The organism is Methylosinus sp. C49, assembly GCF_009936375.1.
GTDB lineage: Bacteria > Pseudomonadota > Alphaproteobacteria > Rhizobiales > Beijerinckiaceae > Methylosinus.
Genome location: NZ_AP022332.1, coordinates 857039 through 871266, shown reverse-complemented (window position 1 = coordinate 871266; position 14228 = coordinate 857039). Strand labels below are relative to the sequence as shown.

Genomic DNA, 14228 nt, shown 5'->3' with positions numbered 1-14228 from the left:
GCCAGGCGCGAGGGTCGTCCGTCCTCGAAGGGAGGAACCGATGGCCTTTGAACTCTCTCATCTCGAGACCGGATCGCTCGGCTTTCCGGGCGTCGGCATGGTCGCGGAAGCGAGCCGCTCCGCTCGCCGCCCGGTTTGCGTGATCTCGGAGGAAGCCCCTGAAGACATTGCCGCGCGCGAGGCTCTGCTCGACGCGGCCTTCGGCCCGGCGCGCTTTCTGAAGACTTGCGAGCGATTGCGCGAGGGCCGCATGCCGGCGCGCGGACTCGCGCTTGTCTGCAAGGACGAGGACCGGCTCGTCGCCACAATGCGCATGTGGGCGATCTTCGCCGGTCCGGGACGTCCGGCGCTGCTGCTCGGCCCGCTCGCGGTGGCGCGCGACTGTCGCTCGCTGGGGATCGGCGCCGCCATGATAGAGGCGGGCCTGGCGCGCGCGGCGGCCCGCAATCATCGCGCGGTCTTGCTGGTCGGCGATGCACCCTATTATGCGCGTTTCGGCTTCGACGCGCGCTACACCGAAGGGCTCGCAATGCCCGGCCCTGTCGAGCGCGAGCGCTTCCTCGGCCTCGAGCTGACGAAAGGCGCGCTGGTGGGCGCGTCGGGCCGGGTGTCCGCCGCCGGTCTGGCCGTCCAGACGACCGCCCCGGCCCGGTTCGGCGAGATGGCGCGCGCAGCCTGACGCGCCATCTACCGGGCCAAGTCGGGAAAGAGAGAGAACCCTTTCGAACCAACCGGACTGTGAACCGCCGGCGCTCCGCCCATTCGTGAAAAGCAAAACGCCCGAAGTCTCGCGACTTCGGGCGTTTTGAATTGGTCTTTCTCGGGAAGCGGAGCGGCCGCCGCCCGGAAGCGGGCGGCGATCAGTGCGCCAGCGACTTCACATCCGCAATGCCGGCGGAGACGAAATCGGTTCCGGCGACGCCCTTGCGCAGCACGGCCTCGGCGACCTTCACCGCAGCGTCGGCGGCGCTGGCGCGCACCTCGGCGGCGGCCTGAGCCTCGGCCTGGGCGATCTTGTCTTCCACCTGCTTGGTGCGGCGGGTGATATAGTCCTCGAGGCGCTGGCGCGCTTCCGTCGCCAGCAGCTCGGCCTCGCTCTTGGCCTGAGCGACGATCGCCTTGGCCTCTTCCTCGGCCTCCTCGCGCTTCTTCTCGAAGGAGGCGAACAGGCTCTCGGCCTCGCTGCGCAGGCGCTCGGCCTCGGCGAGCTCGCTCTTGATTCGGATCACGCGCGCGTCGAGCATGGCTCCGAGCTTCTTATGCGCGCCCACATAGAGCAGCACGCAGACGAAAATGCCGAAGCCGATGGCGACGAAAACTTCCGCGTCGAAATGCATGGCTCGACCTCTCAGCTCGCCTTGATGTTACGATATTCGCCTTGCAGCGTCTCGGCGGCGAAACGGGCGCCCGTCAGCTTCTCGAGGATCGCGCCGGCGGCGTCGGTGGCGATCGCCTCGACATTGGACAGCGCCTCGGATTTGGCGGCGAGAATCTGCGCTTCGGCGGCGGCGACCTTCTCGGCGAAGGCGGCTTCCTCGCTCGCGCGACGCGTGGCGGTCTCAGTGGCGGCCTGCTGCTGGGCGGCGCGGCCGATGTCCTGCGCCTGCGCCTTGGTGACGCGCAAGGTCTCGTCATGCGCGGCCGCGGCTTCCTGCGCCTTCGCCTGAAGCTCGCGCGAGGCGAAGAGATCGCTCTCGATGCGGCTCTCGCGGTCGTGCAGTATGGAGCCGATGCGCGGCAATGCGATGCGCGACATGAGAAGATAGAGAAGTCCGAAGGTCAGCGCCAGCCAGACGAGCTGCGGAACGAAATTCTCCGTCTGGAACGGCGGAAACTCGCCTCCACCGTGATGCTCGACGCTCGTTTGCGTCGCATTCGGCTCACGGGCTCCATGCGGCGCCGCCTCTTCGGCGGCGAGAACGATATTCGCCATGACGGCTTCCAGCCTCTTGTCTGCGTGGGAGACGACAAAGGCCCGGGACGCGTCCCGAGCCTTCGTTCATTAAGGCCTTTAGGCCTTGAGATAGAGCAGGATCGCGATCAGAAACGCGAAGATGCCGAGACCTTCGGCCAGCGCCGCGCCGATGATGGCGTTGGTGAACTGAGCCGCAGCGGCCGACGGATTGCGCAGAGCGCCGTTGAGATAGTTGCCGAAGATGATCGCGACGCCGATAGCGGCGGCGCCCGTTCCGATGGCGGCGAGACCAGCGCCGATCGGGCCGTAGACGGAAACATCAGCCATTGTTAACTCCTGCTCTTTTTTAGGCGGGCGACCATTTATTGTTCGAATATTTATCAGTGGCCCGGGTGGATCGCGTCGTTGAGATAGACGCAAGTGAGGACGGTGAAGACGAAAGCCTGGAGGCAGTTGACCAGCAGCTCCAAGGCGTAGAGCACGACGACGCCGAAGACCGGAACCGGCGCGAGCGCGGCCCAGGAGCCGGCCCCCAGCAGCATCACCGCGAGACCGCCGAACACGGCGAGCGTGATATGGCCCGCGAGAATATTGGCGAAGAGACGAACGGAGAGCGACACCGGCCGCGACAGGAAGGAGATGATCTCGATCGGGATCAGAATGACGAGCACCGGCGCGGGAACGCCATGCGGCACGAACAGCCGCAGAAAGCCGAAGCCGTGGCGATAGAGCCCGTAGAAGATCACCAGAAGGAGAACGAAGGCCGCGAAGGCGAAGGTGAGGACGATCTGGCTCGACAGCGAATAGGTGTAGGGGACGAGGCCGATCAGATTCGACATCAGAATGAAGGTGAACAGCGTGAAGACGAAGGGGAAGAAGCGCATCCCTTCCTTGCCCGCCGTGGAGCGCACCGTATTGGCGACGAATTCGTAGAGCGCCTCGGCGAGCGCCTGCCCGCGGCCCGGCACCAGCGCGCGCTTGGACGTCGCGAATATGGTGAGGATGATGGCCGCGGAAGCGGCGAGAAGCATATAGAGCGAGGCGTTGGTGAAGGAGACGTCGACGCCATTGATGAAGTAAGGCGCAATACGCTGGAGCTCGAACTGCTCGGTAGGATTCATCGCTCGATCCGGACGGCGCCCGGCCCTTCATCTCCGCGGCGCCGAGGGAGTCGGGCCGCCAGTTTCATCCGCCGCCTCGCGCGTCTTTCGGCGCGACGAAGCGAAACACATTGTAGAAGCCCGCAGCGACGCCGAGCCCCAGAAACAGGATCAGCAGCCACGGGCCAGTGCCGAACCAGCGATCCGCCTGCCATCCGATCAGCGTCGCGACGAGAATCGCCGCGACGAATTCGGACAGCACGGTGAAACCCGCGCTCAGCGCCTTTCCGAACGACCCGCCGACCGGCAATCCACCGCCAGTCTCGGCGCGTCGCTCCTCTTCCTTGCTGCCGAGCTCGGCCTGGAGCCTCTCCAGTCTCGCGCGCAGCTCGCGGTCGCTCGCATTCTTGTCCGTGGTCATCGGCTCTCCTCCTCGCGCAAAAGCTTCAGAGCACGCGCGAGCAGCATAGATGATCGCCGAAGAAACGCCCGGACAGGGGCGACGGAAGGGATTTCGACGCGACGCGAAATCGGCCGGGCGGCCAAGTCGTTCGAGCCGCGCGCAACATATGGGCAGCGCCATTTCGTGTCAAGCCGCAGCCGGCGCCGCGAATCGCCCGGAAAACCAGGGTTTTTCCGCGATTGTCCAATTCTTGCGCAGACTCCTTTTCGCGGTTGCGAGATGGTTCGTGGCCGCAATGCGAGACGGCCGCCGGACGATCTCTATGGGCCGGCGGACGGCCTTTCGAGAAAAGCGGACTGGCCGCGCGCTCTTCCGCGACGCGGCGCGCGGCGGTAAGGTTCGCCTCGTTCTCGCATGAATGCATTGATTTCATCGGACTATCGAAAATTTTCAGTGGCGTCGCAGGCGCCGTTCTGGCGTCATCTTCACGAACGATCCTCGCTTTTGCGCGATGATGCGGATGGCGGACAAATGACCGAGCTGCGGAACTTCGATCTCAATCTTCTCGTCGCCTTCAATTTTCTGATGGAGGAGCGCAATGTCTCGCGCGCGGCGCAGAAGATGTTCATCACCCAATCGGCGATGAGCCATGTGCTGCAGCGCTTGCGGCAGCAGCTCGACGATCCGGTGCTGGTGAAGACGCCGCAGGGCATGAAGCCGACGCAGCGCGCGCTCGCCCTCGTCGAGCCGGTCGCCTCCATATTGAACGAGGTCGAGCTGGTGATCCGCGGCTCGAAAGAATTCTCGCCGGCGGCGACGCAGCGGCGCTTCACCATCGCGACGAATGATTATGTCGAATTCTGCCTGCTGCCGCCGCTGATGAAATCGGTTAGCCGGCAGGCGCCCAATGTCGAGATCCATCTGGTGCAGACCTCCGGCTCGCTGCGCGAGGCGGCGGACGCCGGGGACGTCGATCTCGTCATCGGCTTCGACGTGATCTTGGATTCGACGCCCTATGTCCGTCGCGAGCGGCTCTACACGGATCGCATCGTCGCGCTGGTGCGGCGCGACCACCCCGGTTTTCCGACCGACGAGCCGACGCTCGAGCAATTCGTCGCCGCCAAGCATATGCTGATGTCGCGGCGCGAGGCGGGCACGGGAATCATCGACGATTGGCTGGAGCGCCGCGGCCTCGCGCGCAAGGTGTCGCTGGTGGTGCCGAATTTTCTGTCCGCGCCCTGGATCGTGGCGAGCAGCGATCTCGTTTTCTCATTGCCGCTGCGCATCGCCGAGCACTTCGTGCGGCTCGCGCCGCTGCGGATATTGGAGATACCGATCGAGTTTCCGACCTATGATCTCTTGATGGTCTGGCACTCGCTGCAAGATCGCGAGCCGGCGCACGCCTGGCTACGGCGCGAGATCGTCGAAATATGCCGCGGCGTCGTGGAGCCGCCGGCGGTGGAAGCGCCGCAGCCGGCGCGCACGAAAGGGCGGGAAGCCGTTTGAGGCCCTCCCCCGAGCGTGCGCGAGAAGGCGCGCTCCGCCCTATCACGCCAGCCGTTGCTCTATCGCTATGCGCACCAGATCCATCGGCGTGCGCGCGCCGAGCTTGCGCTTCAGCAGCGAGCATGTGTTGGCGATCGTCTTGTACGAGACATGCACCGCGTCGGCGATCTCGGTCATGCTCGAGCCCTTGCCGAGCAGGCGCAAAATCTCCAGCTCGCGCGAGCTCAGCTCCGCCAGAGGATTGGCGAGCGCCGCGGTCTTGTCGAAGGCCAGCCGATTGGCGAGCCGCGGCATCAGGAACACGCCGCCCGCCGCCACCTCGCGCACCGCGCGCAGCAGCAGAAACGGATCGTCGTTCTTGGTCACATAGCCGCGGGCGCCGGCCTCTATCGCGCGCGCGGCGAAGATCGGATCGTCGTTCATGGAAAAGATGACGATGCGCGCCTCTTCGTCGTGGCGCAGCATGCGGCGCGTCAGCTCGAAGCCGGAGGCGCCGGGGAGGTTGATGTCGACGACGGCGATATCCGGCCGCCATTCGACGAAGAGCGCCAGCGCCGTCTCCGCATCGCCGGCGTCGCGCGCTTCTATGTCGCCCTCGCCGGAGAGCATGGAAGCGCAGCCGGAGACGATGATCGGATGATCGTCGACGATCAGGACACGCATTCTTCGCTCGCGACGCCTCGTTTCGGGACGCTTCGCTTCGAAGCGCCGGCATGGATTGACCCGCGGCTACCCTTACGTAAAGTCGCCGCGCTTTGCAAAGGCGGGGCCCATGTTGAAAGGATTGTCCTTGCGCGCCAGGCTGCTGGCGCTGCTCGGCGCGACGCTCGCGACCGGGCTCGCCCTCGGCGTCGGCCTCTTGATGCTGCACGCCGCTTCGCGCGTGCGCGCCGAATCGGACAGCACGGCGCGCCTCGCGCGGGAGTTCGTGGCGACGGCGCTGGCCAGCGTCGAGGAGAGCGACGATCCGCTCGCGGCGCTGCGCGACCGGCTCGCCGAGGTGGAGCGGCTGCGGCACATTCATATCTATATGGCCGGCTCCGGCGCGGCGGGGGCGCGGATGGGGGACGGCCGGCGCGCGCCCGGCTGGTTCGCGGCGCTGGTCGCCGGGCCGCCCAGCGAGACGCGCATCGCGCTCGACGGCCGCGGGCGCCTGCGCGGGGAGCTCGCGCTCGCCGCCGATCCCGGGGACGAGATCGACGAGATTTGGGAGGAGGTGTGGGCGCTGGCGCTGGGCGCGGCGGCTCTGGCGCTCGCCGGCTTCGGCGTGGTGTCGGTGGTCCTCTCCCGCGCCCTCGCGCCGGTCTCCACTCTCGCCGAGGCGCTGCGGCGCATAGAGCAAGGCGATCGCGACGTGCGCATGGCCGCCGGCGACGCGCCGGAATTCGTCGCCATCGCCGGACGGGTCGATGCGCTGGCGGAGACGCTCGCGCGCTTCGACGCGGAAAACCGCGCCTTGGTGGAGCGCATCATCCATGTGCAGGACGAGGAGCGGCGCGACATCGCCCGCGATCTGCATGACGAGATCGGGCCCTTTCTGTTCAGCATTCGCGCCGGGCTCGGCGCGCTCGCCCGCAAGCTCGAGGGCGCGCGTCGGGAAGATTGCCTGAATATCGACGTGCAGCTCGGCGCGCTGCAGCAGGTCAATCGCCGCATTCTCGGCCGGCTGCGGCCGGCGGCGCTCGACGAGATGGGCCTCGAGGGCGCGCTGCAGGCGCTCGCCCAAGGCTGGCGCGATCTCGATCCCGATGTCGCGCTCGGCCTCCATATCGACGAGACCGGGGAGCCGCTCGACGAGTCGATCGCCCTCACCGCCTATCGCATCGTGCAGGAGGGGCTCACCAATGTGTTCCGCCATGCGAGCGCCACGCGCGTCGATGTGTCGGTGGAGCGCATAGAGGCCGGCGGCAAGACGGAATTGCGCGTCACCGTGCGCGACGACGGCGCCGGCGTGCCCGATGGCGCGCGCGAAGGCATTGGGCTGCGCGGCATGGGCGAGCGCGTCGCCGCCCTCGGCGGGCGGCTGACGCTGGAGACAGCCACGCCGCGCGGCGCGCTGCTGGTGGCGCGTCTCCCTCTCTAGAGATATCGTCCGCCGACCATTGTGCGACGCAAAATGAAATTGCGCGCCGCAGAGGGAAATTTTTTCACGCTCACGCTCGCGCAGAGAAAAGGATTCGTGGCGTTTTCGTGACTTCGTCTCAGCGCGACGATCTGCCTCTCGCCAAGCCTCTTCGGATAGTTTATGTAGCAAAACGCACAAAGCGGGAGCAGCGCGGTTCTATCGCGCAGGCGTTCCGCACGGGGCCAAGAGTATCGGCCTCCTATCGCGGTATGAAGGGTCGTCACATGGACTATCGGCGCTTTTTCGAGACGGCGGTCACTCGTCTCCAGGAGGAACGCCGATATCGGGTCTTCGCCCATCTCGAACGCTGTGTGGAAACCTTTCCGCAAGCGGTCTGGCACCGCGACGACGGCTCGACGCGCGATGTGACGATCTGGTGCTCCAATGACTATCTCGGCATGGGCCAGCACCCCGATGTGATCGCCGCAATGGTGGAGACCGCTTCGCGCGTCGGGGCCGGCTCCGGCGGCACGCGCAACATTTCCGGCACCAGCCATGCGATCGTGGAGCTGGAGAGCGAGCTCGCCGACCTTCATGGCAAGGAGGCCGCGCTCGTTTTCACCTCGGGCTGGATTTCCAATCTCGCGGCCATCTCGACGATCGCCGATCTTCTGCCCGATTGCGTCATTCTCTCCGACGCCTCCAATCATAATTCCATGATCGAGGGCGTTAAGCGCTCGCGCGCCGAGCGCAAGATCTTCCGCCACAATGATCTCGCCCATCTCGAGGAACTGCTGATCGAGGCCGGCGCAAGGCCCAAGCTCATCGTTTTCGAGAGCCTCTACTCGATGAACGGCAATATCGCCCCGGTCGCCGAAATCGCCGCGCTCGCCGAGCGTTACGGCGCGATGACCTATATCGACGAGGTTCATGCCGTCGGCATGTATGGCGCGCGCGGCGGCGGAATCTGCGAGCGTGAGGGCGTCATGCATCGCATCGACGTTATCGAAGGCACGCTGGCCAAGGGGTTCGGCACGCTGGGCGGCTATGTGGCGGGCGACCGCGTGGTCATCGACGCCATTCGCAGCTATGCGGCCTCCTTCATCTTCACCACCGCCCTGCCGCCGGCCGTGGCCGCCGCGGCGACGGCCGCCGTTCGGCTGCTGAAGGCGCGTTCCGATCTGCGCGCCGCACATCAGCGCGCCTCGCATATCACCAAGCATGCGCTGGCCGCCGCTGGCCTGCCGGTGCTGGAGAATGGCTCGCATATCGTGCCGGTGATGGTGCGCGACGCCGAGCTGTGCAAGGCGGCGAGCGACATGCTGCTCGAGCGCCACGACATTTATATTCAGCCGATCAACTATCCGACCGTCGCGCGCGGATCGGAGCGTCTGCGCATCACACCGACGCCGCGCCATACGCCGGAGCACATCGTGGCTCTGGTGGAATCGGTGGCGGACGTCTGGCAGACGCTCGGCATCCCCTTTGTGGAGCCGCCGCAGCATCTGCATGTCGATGCGGAAAGCCGCGAGCGCTGTACCTATCCCGAGATCAAGCTCGCCGCGCAGTGAGCGGCGGGCTCTCTCGGGAGCCGCTAAAATCGAAAAGATCGGCGCTTCTCCCGCCCGCGCGAGAAGGCGGCCCCGCGAAGCGGAGTCGGATGAGGGCGCCTGACGATTTCCTGGAAAGATCCGGCCTCGAGCGGCGCGAGCCCTCATGCGACCCTCGCTGATGCGTGGGCCGCCTTCTCCCACGAGTGGGAGAAGGATCCGCGCCGAATAATACCGCCTTACTGCACCAGCTTGGGCTGGCTCGGCCGGGGCGTCTCGTTCTCTTGCAGAATGCCGAGACGGCGGGCCACTTCCGTATAGGCCTCGACGAGGCCGCCCATGTCGCGGCGGAAGCGGTCCTTGTCCAGCTTGTCGTTGGACTTGATGTCCCACAGCCGGCAGGAATCGGGGGAAATCTCGTCGGCGACGACGATGCGCATCATGTCGCCTTCCCACAGCCGCCCGCACTCCATCTTGAAGTCGACGAGGCGGATGCCGACGCCGAGGAAGAGGCCGGAGAGGAAATCATTGACGCGAATGGCCAAGGCCATGATGTCGTCGATCTCCTGCGGGCTCGCCCAGCCGAAGGCGGTGATGTGCTCTTCCGACACCATCGGGTCGTCGAGCGCGTCGTTCTTGTAATAGAACTCGATGATGGAGCGCGGCAGCTGCGTGCCTTCCTCCATGCCGAGGCGCTTGGACAGCGAGCCGGCGGCGACATTGCGCACCACGATCTCGAGCGGAACGATCTCCACCTCGCGAATCAGCTGCTCGCGCATGTTCAGCCGGCGGATGAAATGCGTCGGCACGCCGATGTCGTTGAGGTGCTGGAAGACGAATTCCGAGATGCGGTTGTTGAGGACGCCCTTGCCGTCGATGACCTCGTGCTTTTTGGCGTTGAAAGCGGTGGCGTCGTCCTTGAAGTGCTGAATCAAGGTGCCCGGCTCCGGCCCCTCGTAGAGGACCTTGGCCTTGCCTTCGTAGATGCGGCGGCGGCGATTCATCGGGATCAACCGGGGCTTGAGAAAATCCATTACCGGCCCGTGGCTCCTCGGTTCGGCTCCAGCGTGACGATCGTCCCCACCAGAGCGCCAAGCTCGGGAAGATCGACGTCCCGTCCGAAGCGGCGTTCGCATGGCCGCGGATCGAACCGGGTCCTATCCTGTTCCAGCCGCGGTTACAACCCGCCAGAAGAGACTAGCCGAATCGAGGGGCGGACACAACTTGACCGAATTTTTCGTTAATTGCGCGAATCTCATTGGAATCTAGGCCGAATCTCCTAGATTCGATCCTGCGCCATCCGAGCGCTGGACGAAGGAAACATCCGAGGGTCGTCATGAGCATATTCGACAACCGGGAAGAGACTTTCGAAAAACGCTATGTCCATGAGCAGGAGCTTCAGTTCCGCGCCGAGGCTCGGCGCAATAGGCTTTTCGGCCTTTGGGCGGCGGAAAAGCTCGGCAAATCAGGGCCGGAGGCGGAGGCCTACGCCGAGGCCCTGGTGGTCGCCGAGGCTTCCGCCAATGCCGATGAGCAGGTGTTTTCCACAGTGAAGGCGGATTTCGCGGCGGCGGGCGTGGAGCAGTCCGACCATCAGCTTCGCCGCACCCTCGACGAATTGCTGGAGACGGCGCGGCTCGAGCTGAAGCAGGGCTGAGCGCGAGAAGCGGGCGCGCTTTACCCTTCCTTTATCCGCGCGGGCCACCACTTATCCCATGCGCGATTCCCCAAGAGCCGCAACCAAAAGATCGGGCGCCGCCTTTCTGGCGGCGCCCGATATCGTCGCGGAGGCGCTCGCCTGGCTGGAGCATCTCGCCGGGGAAAGGCGCGCCTCCCGCCACACGCTCGACGCCTATGCGCGGGACGCGCGGTTTTTCCTCGCCTTTCTCGCCGAGCACAAGGGCGCGCCGGCCGACGCCGCCATTTTGAGCGCGCTCGCTCCGGCCGACATACGCGCCTTCATGGCGCGGCGGCGGACCGAGGGGCTGGAGAATCGCTCGCTGCTGCGCGCGCTGGCGGCGGTGCGCTCGCTCATGCGCTTTCTCGAGAAAAAGGGCCTCGCCAAGACCGATGTCTTCGGCGCCGTCCACGCGCCCAAAAAGCCGCACAGCCTGCCCAAGGCGCTGAGCGTCGCCGACGCGCGCGATCTCACTCGCGCCGAGACCCGCGCCGGGGAGGCGCGCGAGCCTTGGGTTCTCGCTCGCGACGCCGCCGCTCTGGCGCTGCTCTATGGCGCGGGCTTGCGCATTTCCGAGGCGCTGTCGATCGAGCGCGACGGCGCGCCCATCGGCGCGGTGGATCGCATCGCGATAACCGGCAAGGGCGGCAAGACGCGCGTCGTCCCGGTCATCGAGCCCGTCCGGCGCGCGATAGAGGAATATATCTCGCTCTGCCCCTATCAGCTCGCCGGCGGGCCGCTCTTCGTCGGCGCGCGCGGCGGGCCGCTCTCGCCGCGCATATTGCAGCTCGCCGTGGAGCGCATGCGCGGCGCGCTGGGCCTGCCCGCGAGCGCCACGCCCCATGCGCTGCGCCATTCCTTCGCGACGCATCTGCTCGGCCGCGGCGGCGATCTGCGCAGCATTCAGGAGTTGCTCGGCCACGCCTCGCTCTCGACGACGCAGATCTACGCCGCCGTCGACAAGAACCGGCTTTTGGACGCCTGGCGCTCGGCCCATCCCCGTGGCCGCGATCATTCGAAATCGAATTGATTTCGCTTACATTTCGAACGATCTCGTCAAGCGCTTCCTCGCCGAAATTTTGAATCTCGGCGAGGTCTCGCCTTTTTCCGGCTCCGCCCTTCCTTCCTAGCGAACCTGCCGGTTTTTCGTTTCGTGCTCTCGCGCACGCACGCGATTTTCTGGCTCCGGCAGGTTGACGGCGTCCCGTGGGGACGGGCGCCGGCGATCGGTGGGAGGGGAAAATGGGTCAGACGCCGAGACTGTCGCTGCTCGGAGTGGTTCTCGTCATGGCTTTCGCCTATGGCGTGTGGATTATCGTCACCTCTGGACAGGCGGCTTCGGCCGACGCCTGTCTCGGCTATGCGCTCTGCCGCTGAGCGGCGGAGCCGAGCTTTCCGTCACGCCGCGTCGCGGCGGCGGACGCGGGCGCGCAGCAGGGCCAGCTTGCGCAAGAACAGCGAGCGGCCCTCCTCGCCCAGAATGCGGGCGATCTGCGCCTTCAGATAATCCTTCGCCTCCCGAATCTTCTGCTTGAACGGCTCGACCCGCTCATGCGCCCAGCGGCTGACGCGCAGCGTCAGATCATAGACGCGCGCGAACCAGGCGAGCTGCAGCAGCTTCTCGCGGCTGGCGTCGAAGAGGAAAGAAGTGACGCCGAGCGCCAGCGTCTTGGCGGCGAGGATCACCGCCAGCCCCGTGAGCACATGCCCATGGGCGATGGCCGCCACCGCCAGCAGCTTCAACGGCAGGATCGTGATCGCCGGCAGGGCGAAGACGGCCAGCGTCGCAATGGGCGTGAGGCCGGCGATGAAGCCGCGCAGCCGCGCCTCCAGCTCCTTCACGCCCAGCGCGGCGGCGAGGCGCAGCAGCCACAGCTTCACATGGTCCCACAGCCAGCTCTCGATGAGGAAGAGGACAGCGAGGGCGAACCAGAATGCGCGCGTGAGGCGATGCTTGACGGATTCCATCGTCGGTCTTCTCCCTTTCGGACGCCGAGGCCGTCCGGCGCGTCGTCTCAACATGGCCATTCGTCGCCCGATTGTCACGGGGCGCCATCAGCACTCGCTCACGCCTGCTGCTAGCGATTTGTTTTTAAATGATTATTCGGCATTCGCCTTGCATGATGATCGCAGTCGAACCTATCGTTCTCACGCGATCGAAGAGGAGGCGTCTCATGGCGTCGCGCGAATTTCGCCGAATGCTCGAAGGCTATGGGCTGACCACGGCCAATATTTTCTACCGTCTGCCCGATCACCCCGCGATCATGCAGTCCTACATCTGGCAGGACTACGATCTGCAGCCCGAATTTCCGCAATTGCGGAAGTTTCTGGATTTTTGGCAGAGGAGCCTCGACGGGCGGCTCCACTCGGTGCAAGTGGCGCATAGCGGGCTCATTCGCCCGGCGGAAATCTCCTTGGTGGACAAGGAGTTCCGTCTGCACTGAGGGCTTCGAGGCCGGCCCTCTCGCCCTGAGGAGCCCGCTCAGCGGGCGCCTCGAACGGCGGCCTCGCCCCGTCTCCTGGAGCGTCCTTCGAGGCTTTTTGCGTTCGGCAAAAAGCGCCTCAGGACGAGGGGGCTGGAATTGCGAGCCTGTCACATATGGATCGAGCGCTTGGCGACGCCGAGCGCCGCTTCCTTGATCGCCTCCGACAGCGTCGGATGCGCGTGGCAGGTGCGGGCGAGATCTTCCGCCGCGCCGGAGAATTCCATCAGCACGCCGCCTTCGGCGATCAGCTCGCCGGCGTCCGAGCCGAGAATATGCACGCCGATCACGCGATCGGTGGCGGCCTCCGCCAGCACTTTGACGAATCCCTCCGTCTGCCGATTGGCGCGCGCGCGGCCATTGGCGGAGAAAGGGAATTTGCCGACATTATAGGCGATCCCCGCCGATTTCGCCTCTTCCTCGGTCAGCCCCACCCAGGCGACCTCCGGCATCGTATAGACCACAGACGGAATCACCCCGTAATTCACATGCCCCGCCTGGCCGGCGAGGATTTCCGCCACGGCGACGCCCTCCTCCTCCGCCTTATGGGCGAGCATGGCGCCGCGCACCACATCGCCAATCGCGAAAATGCCCGGCACATTGGTGCGGAAATGCTCGTCGATGACGACGCGTCCGCGCTCGGTGGCGACGCCGGTCTCCTCGAGGCCGAGGCCCACCGTATAGGGAATGCGCCCGGTGGCGATCAGCACGGCGTTGGCCGTTATCGGCGTGCCGCCGCCGCCCTTGGTGGAGGCGTAGGAGACCGAGACGCCCTCCGGCGTCTTGTCGATCTTGGTGACCTTGGCGGCGAGATGGAAGGAAAAGCCCTGCTTCTCCAGAATTTTCTGGAAGCGGGTCGCGACCTCGGCGTCGGCGCCCGGCAAGATGCGGTCGAGATATTCGATCACCGTCACCTGCGCGCCGAGCCGCCGCCAGACCGAGCCGAGCTCGAGGCCGATGACGCCCGCGCCGACGACGACGAGATGCCGCGGAACCGATTCGAGCTCGAGCGCCCCGGTGGAGGAGAGGATCGTCTTCTCGTCGAAGGCGATCTCCTTGCCGTCGACATCGCGCAGCGGCGCCACGGCGGAGCCGGTCGCTATGACGATATATTGCGATTCGAGAATTTGCGTCGCGCCATTCTCGCCCGTCACCTCGACGCGGCCCGCGCCGAGAATGCGGCCGGCGCCATGGTAGGAATCGATCTTGTTCTTCTTGAACAGAAAGGCGACGCCGCCGACATTGGCCGCCACCGTGTCGGCCTTGTGCTTCATCATTTTCTCGAGATCGAGCCGCGGCGGCTCGACGATCACGCCGAGATCGGAAAGGCCGTGGCCCGCCTCCTCGAACATGTGAGAGGCGTGCAGCAGCGCCTTGGAGGGGATGCAGCCGACATTGCCGCAAGTGCCGCCATGGGTCGCGCGCTTCTCGACGACGGCGGTCTTGAGGCCGAGCTGCGCCGCGCGAATCGCGCAGACATAGCCGCCCGGCCCCGTGCCGATGACGATGAGATCATATGCCATCCGCC

The 14228-nt window shown here is 65.8% G+C and carries 17 protein-coding genes; 8 read left to right on the top strand and 9 right to left on the bottom strand.

Features of this window, described 5'->3' with window-relative positions; all coding sequences use genetic code 11:
* Positions 1–40 precede the first annotated feature (40 nt).
* A complete protein-coding gene (locus GYH34_RS04030; protein ID WP_161912467.1) occupies positions 41–679 on the top strand; it encodes an N-acetyltransferase in 639 nt (212 codons plus the stop codon).
* A gap of 181 nt (positions 680–860) precedes the next feature.
* Here the strand turns inward: GYH34_RS04030 and GYH34_RS04025 are convergent, their stop codons facing one another.
* The 5 genes from GYH34_RS04025 to GYH34_RS04005 all read right to left on the bottom strand — a co-directional run bounded on the left by GYH34_RS04025 (position 861) and on the right by GYH34_RS04005 (position 3436).
* Positions 861–1337: an ATP F0F1 synthase subunit B gene (locus tag GYH34_RS04025; RefSeq protein ID WP_161912466.1), complete on the bottom strand. Its 477-nt coding sequence runs from the start codon at positions 1335–1337 to the stop codon at positions 861–863.
* Positions 1338–1348: 11 nt separating this feature from the next.
* Positions 1349–1933, bottom strand: coding sequence for an ATPase (locus tag GYH34_RS04020; RefSeq protein ID WP_161912465.1), 585 nt, complete (start codon positions 1931–1933; stop codon positions 1349–1351).
* A 78-nt stretch (positions 1934–2011) separates the two neighbouring features.
* Positions 2012–2242, bottom strand: coding sequence for a F0F1 ATP synthase subunit C (locus GYH34_RS04015; RefSeq protein WP_018267102.1), 231 nt, complete (start codon positions 2240–2242; stop codon positions 2012–2014).
* A gap of 53 nt (positions 2243–2295) precedes the next feature.
* Positions 2296–3036 carry a F0F1 ATP synthase subunit A gene (locus GYH34_RS04010; RefSeq protein WP_161912464.1) on the bottom strand — a complete coding sequence of 247 codons (741 nt, stop codon included), beginning with the start codon at positions 3034–3036 and terminating at the stop codon, positions 2296–2298.
* Between the two features lie 64 nt (positions 3037–3100).
* On the bottom strand, positions 3101–3436 hold the full coding sequence (locus GYH34_RS04005) for an AtpZ/AtpI family protein (protein ID WP_161912463.1): 336 nt from the start codon (positions 3434–3436) through the stop codon (positions 3101–3103).
* Between the two features lie 513 nt (positions 3437–3949).
* Between GYH34_RS04005 and GYH34_RS04000 the strand changes: the two genes are divergently transcribed.
* Entirely contained in the window at positions 3950–4924 is a 975-nt protein-coding gene (locus GYH34_RS04000; protein ID WP_161912462.1) for a LysR family transcriptional regulator, read from the top strand.
* A 42-nt stretch (positions 4925–4966) separates the two neighbouring features.
* Here GYH34_RS04000 and GYH34_RS03995 read toward each other — a convergent pair whose 3' ends face one another.
* On the bottom strand, positions 4967–5587 hold the full coding sequence (locus GYH34_RS03995; RefSeq protein ID WP_024878305.1) for a response regulator transcription factor: 621 nt from the start codon (positions 5585–5587) through the stop codon (positions 4967–4969).
* Between the two features lie 109 nt (positions 5588–5696).
* Here GYH34_RS03995 and GYH34_RS03990 point away from each other — a divergent pair, with 109 nt between their 5' ends.
* Together GYH34_RS03990 and hemA are read left to right on the top strand one after the other, a co-directional pair.
* The gene (locus tag GYH34_RS03990) at positions 5697–7007 is read left to right on the top strand and encodes an ATP-binding protein (RefSeq protein WP_161912461.1); all 1311 of its coding nucleotides are present in this window, start codon (positions 5697–5699) and stop codon (positions 7005–7007) included.
* Positions 7008–7273: 266 nt separating this feature from the next.
* A complete protein-coding gene (gene hemA, locus GYH34_RS03985) occupies positions 7274–8560 on the top strand; it encodes a 5-aminolevulinate synthase (RefSeq protein WP_161912460.1) in 1287 nt (428 codons plus the stop codon).
* A 218-nt stretch (positions 8561–8778) separates the two neighbouring features.
* Here the strand turns inward: hemA and purC are convergent, their stop codons facing one another.
* The gene (gene purC / locus GYH34_RS03980) at positions 8779–9573 is read right to left on the bottom strand and encodes a phosphoribosylaminoimidazolesuccinocarboxamide synthase (RefSeq protein ID WP_018267133.1); all 795 of its coding nucleotides are present in this window, start codon (positions 9571–9573) and stop codon (positions 8779–8781) included.
* 302 nt (positions 9574–9875) lie between these two features.
* Between purC and GYH34_RS03975 the strand changes: the two genes are divergently transcribed.
* The 3 genes from GYH34_RS03975 (at position 9876) to GYH34_RS22155 (ending at position 11594) form a co-directional block, all read left to right on the top strand.
* The gene (locus tag GYH34_RS03975; protein ID WP_024878308.1) at positions 9876–10196 is read left to right on the top strand and encodes a DUF1476 domain-containing protein; all 321 of its coding nucleotides are present in this window, start codon (positions 9876–9878) and stop codon (positions 10194–10196) included.
* Positions 10197–10254: 58 nt separating this feature from the next.
* Entirely contained in the window at positions 10255–11247 is a 993-nt protein-coding gene (locus GYH34_RS03970; RefSeq protein ID WP_161912459.1) for a tyrosine recombinase XerC, read from the top strand.
* 212 nt (positions 11248–11459) lie between these two features.
* Entirely contained in the window at positions 11460–11594 is a 135-nt protein-coding gene (locus GYH34_RS22155; RefSeq protein ID WP_018267130.1) for a hypothetical protein, read from the top strand.
* A 21-nt stretch (positions 11595–11615) separates the two neighbouring features.
* Here the strand turns inward: GYH34_RS22155 and GYH34_RS03965 are convergent, their stop codons facing one another.
* The gene (locus tag GYH34_RS03965) at positions 11616–12185 is read right to left on the bottom strand and encodes a hypothetical protein (RefSeq protein ID WP_161912458.1); all 570 of its coding nucleotides are present in this window, start codon (positions 12183–12185) and stop codon (positions 11616–11618) included.
* Between the two features lie 206 nt (positions 12186–12391).
* Here GYH34_RS03965 and GYH34_RS03960 point away from each other — a divergent pair, with 206 nt between their 5' ends.
* A complete protein-coding gene (locus tag GYH34_RS03960) occupies positions 12392–12661 on the top strand; it encodes an usg protein (protein WP_036293855.1) in 270 nt (89 codons plus the stop codon).
* A gap of 149 nt (positions 12662–12810) precedes the next feature.
* Here GYH34_RS03960 and lpdA read toward each other — a convergent pair whose 3' ends face one another.
* The gene (lpdA, locus tag GYH34_RS03955) at positions 12811–14223 is read right to left on the bottom strand and encodes a dihydrolipoyl dehydrogenase (protein ID WP_161912457.1); all 1413 of its coding nucleotides are present in this window, start codon (positions 14221–14223) and stop codon (positions 12811–12813) included.
* Between the last annotated feature and the right edge of the window lie 5 nt (positions 14224–14228).

What these genes read in the sequence shown, in the direction of transcription:
- GYH34_RS04005 (WP_161912463.1), bottom strand. Translation starts at nt 3,436, where the DNA reads ATGACCACGGACAAGAATGCGAGCGACCGCGAGCTGCGCGCGAGACTG.
- GYH34_RS04000 (WP_161912462.1), top strand. Translation starts at nt 3,950, where the DNA reads ATGACCGAGCTGCGGAACTTCGATCTCAATCTTCTCGTCGCCTTCAAT.
- GYH34_RS04015 (WP_018267102.1), bottom strand. Translation starts at nt 2,242, where the DNA reads ATGGCTGATGTTTCCGTCTACGGCCCGATCGGCGCTGGTCTCGCCGCC.
- GYH34_RS03990 (WP_161912461.1), top strand. Translation starts at nt 5,697, where the DNA reads ATGTTGAAAGGATTGTCCTTGCGCGCCAGGCTGCTGGCGCTGCTCGGC.
- hemA (WP_161912460.1), top strand. Translation starts at nt 7,274, where the DNA reads ATGGACTATCGGCGCTTTTTCGAGACGGCGGTCACTCGTCTCCAGGAG.
- GYH34_RS03995 (WP_024878305.1), bottom strand. Translation starts at nt 5,587, where the DNA reads ATGCGTGTCCTGATCGTCGACGATCATCCGATCATCGTCTCCGGCTGC.
- lpdA (WP_161912457.1), bottom strand. Translation starts at nt 14,223, where the DNA reads ATGGCATATGATCTCATCGTCATCGGCACGGGGCCGGGCGGCTATGTC.
- GYH34_RS03975 (WP_024878308.1), top strand. Translation starts at nt 9,876, where the DNA reads ATGAGCATATTCGACAACCGGGAAGAGACTTTCGAAAAACGCTATGTC.
- GYH34_RS03960 (WP_036293855.1), top strand. Translation starts at nt 12,392, where the DNA reads ATGGCGTCGCGCGAATTTCGCCGAATGCTCGAAGGCTATGGGCTGACC.
- purC (WP_018267133.1), bottom strand. Translation starts at nt 9,573, where the DNA reads ATGGATTTTCTCAAGCCCCGGTTGATCCCGATGAATCGCCGCCGCCGC.
- GYH34_RS04010 (WP_161912464.1), bottom strand. Translation starts at nt 3,036, where the DNA reads ATGAATCCTACCGAGCAGTTCGAGCTCCAGCGTATTGCGCCTTACTTC.
- GYH34_RS03970 (WP_161912459.1), top strand. Translation starts at nt 10,255, where the DNA reads ATGCGCGATTCCCCAAGAGCCGCAACCAAAAGATCGGGCGCCGCCTTT.
- GYH34_RS04020 (WP_161912465.1), bottom strand. Translation starts at nt 1,933, where the DNA reads ATGGCGAATATCGTTCTCGCCGCCGAAGAGGCGGCGCCGCATGGAGCC.
- GYH34_RS22155 (WP_018267130.1), top strand. Translation starts at nt 11,460, where the DNA reads ATGGGTCAGACGCCGAGACTGTCGCTGCTCGGAGTGGTTCTCGTCATG.
- GYH34_RS04030 (WP_161912467.1), top strand. Translation starts at nt 41, where the DNA reads ATGGCCTTTGAACTCTCTCATCTCGAGACCGGATCGCTCGGCTTTCCG.
- GYH34_RS03965 (WP_161912458.1), bottom strand. Translation starts at nt 12,185, where the DNA reads ATGGAATCCGTCAAGCATCGCCTCACGCGCGCATTCTGGTTCGCCCTC.
- GYH34_RS04025 (WP_161912466.1), bottom strand. Translation starts at nt 1,337, where the DNA reads ATGCATTTCGACGCGGAAGTTTTCGTCGCCATCGGCTTCGGCATTTTC.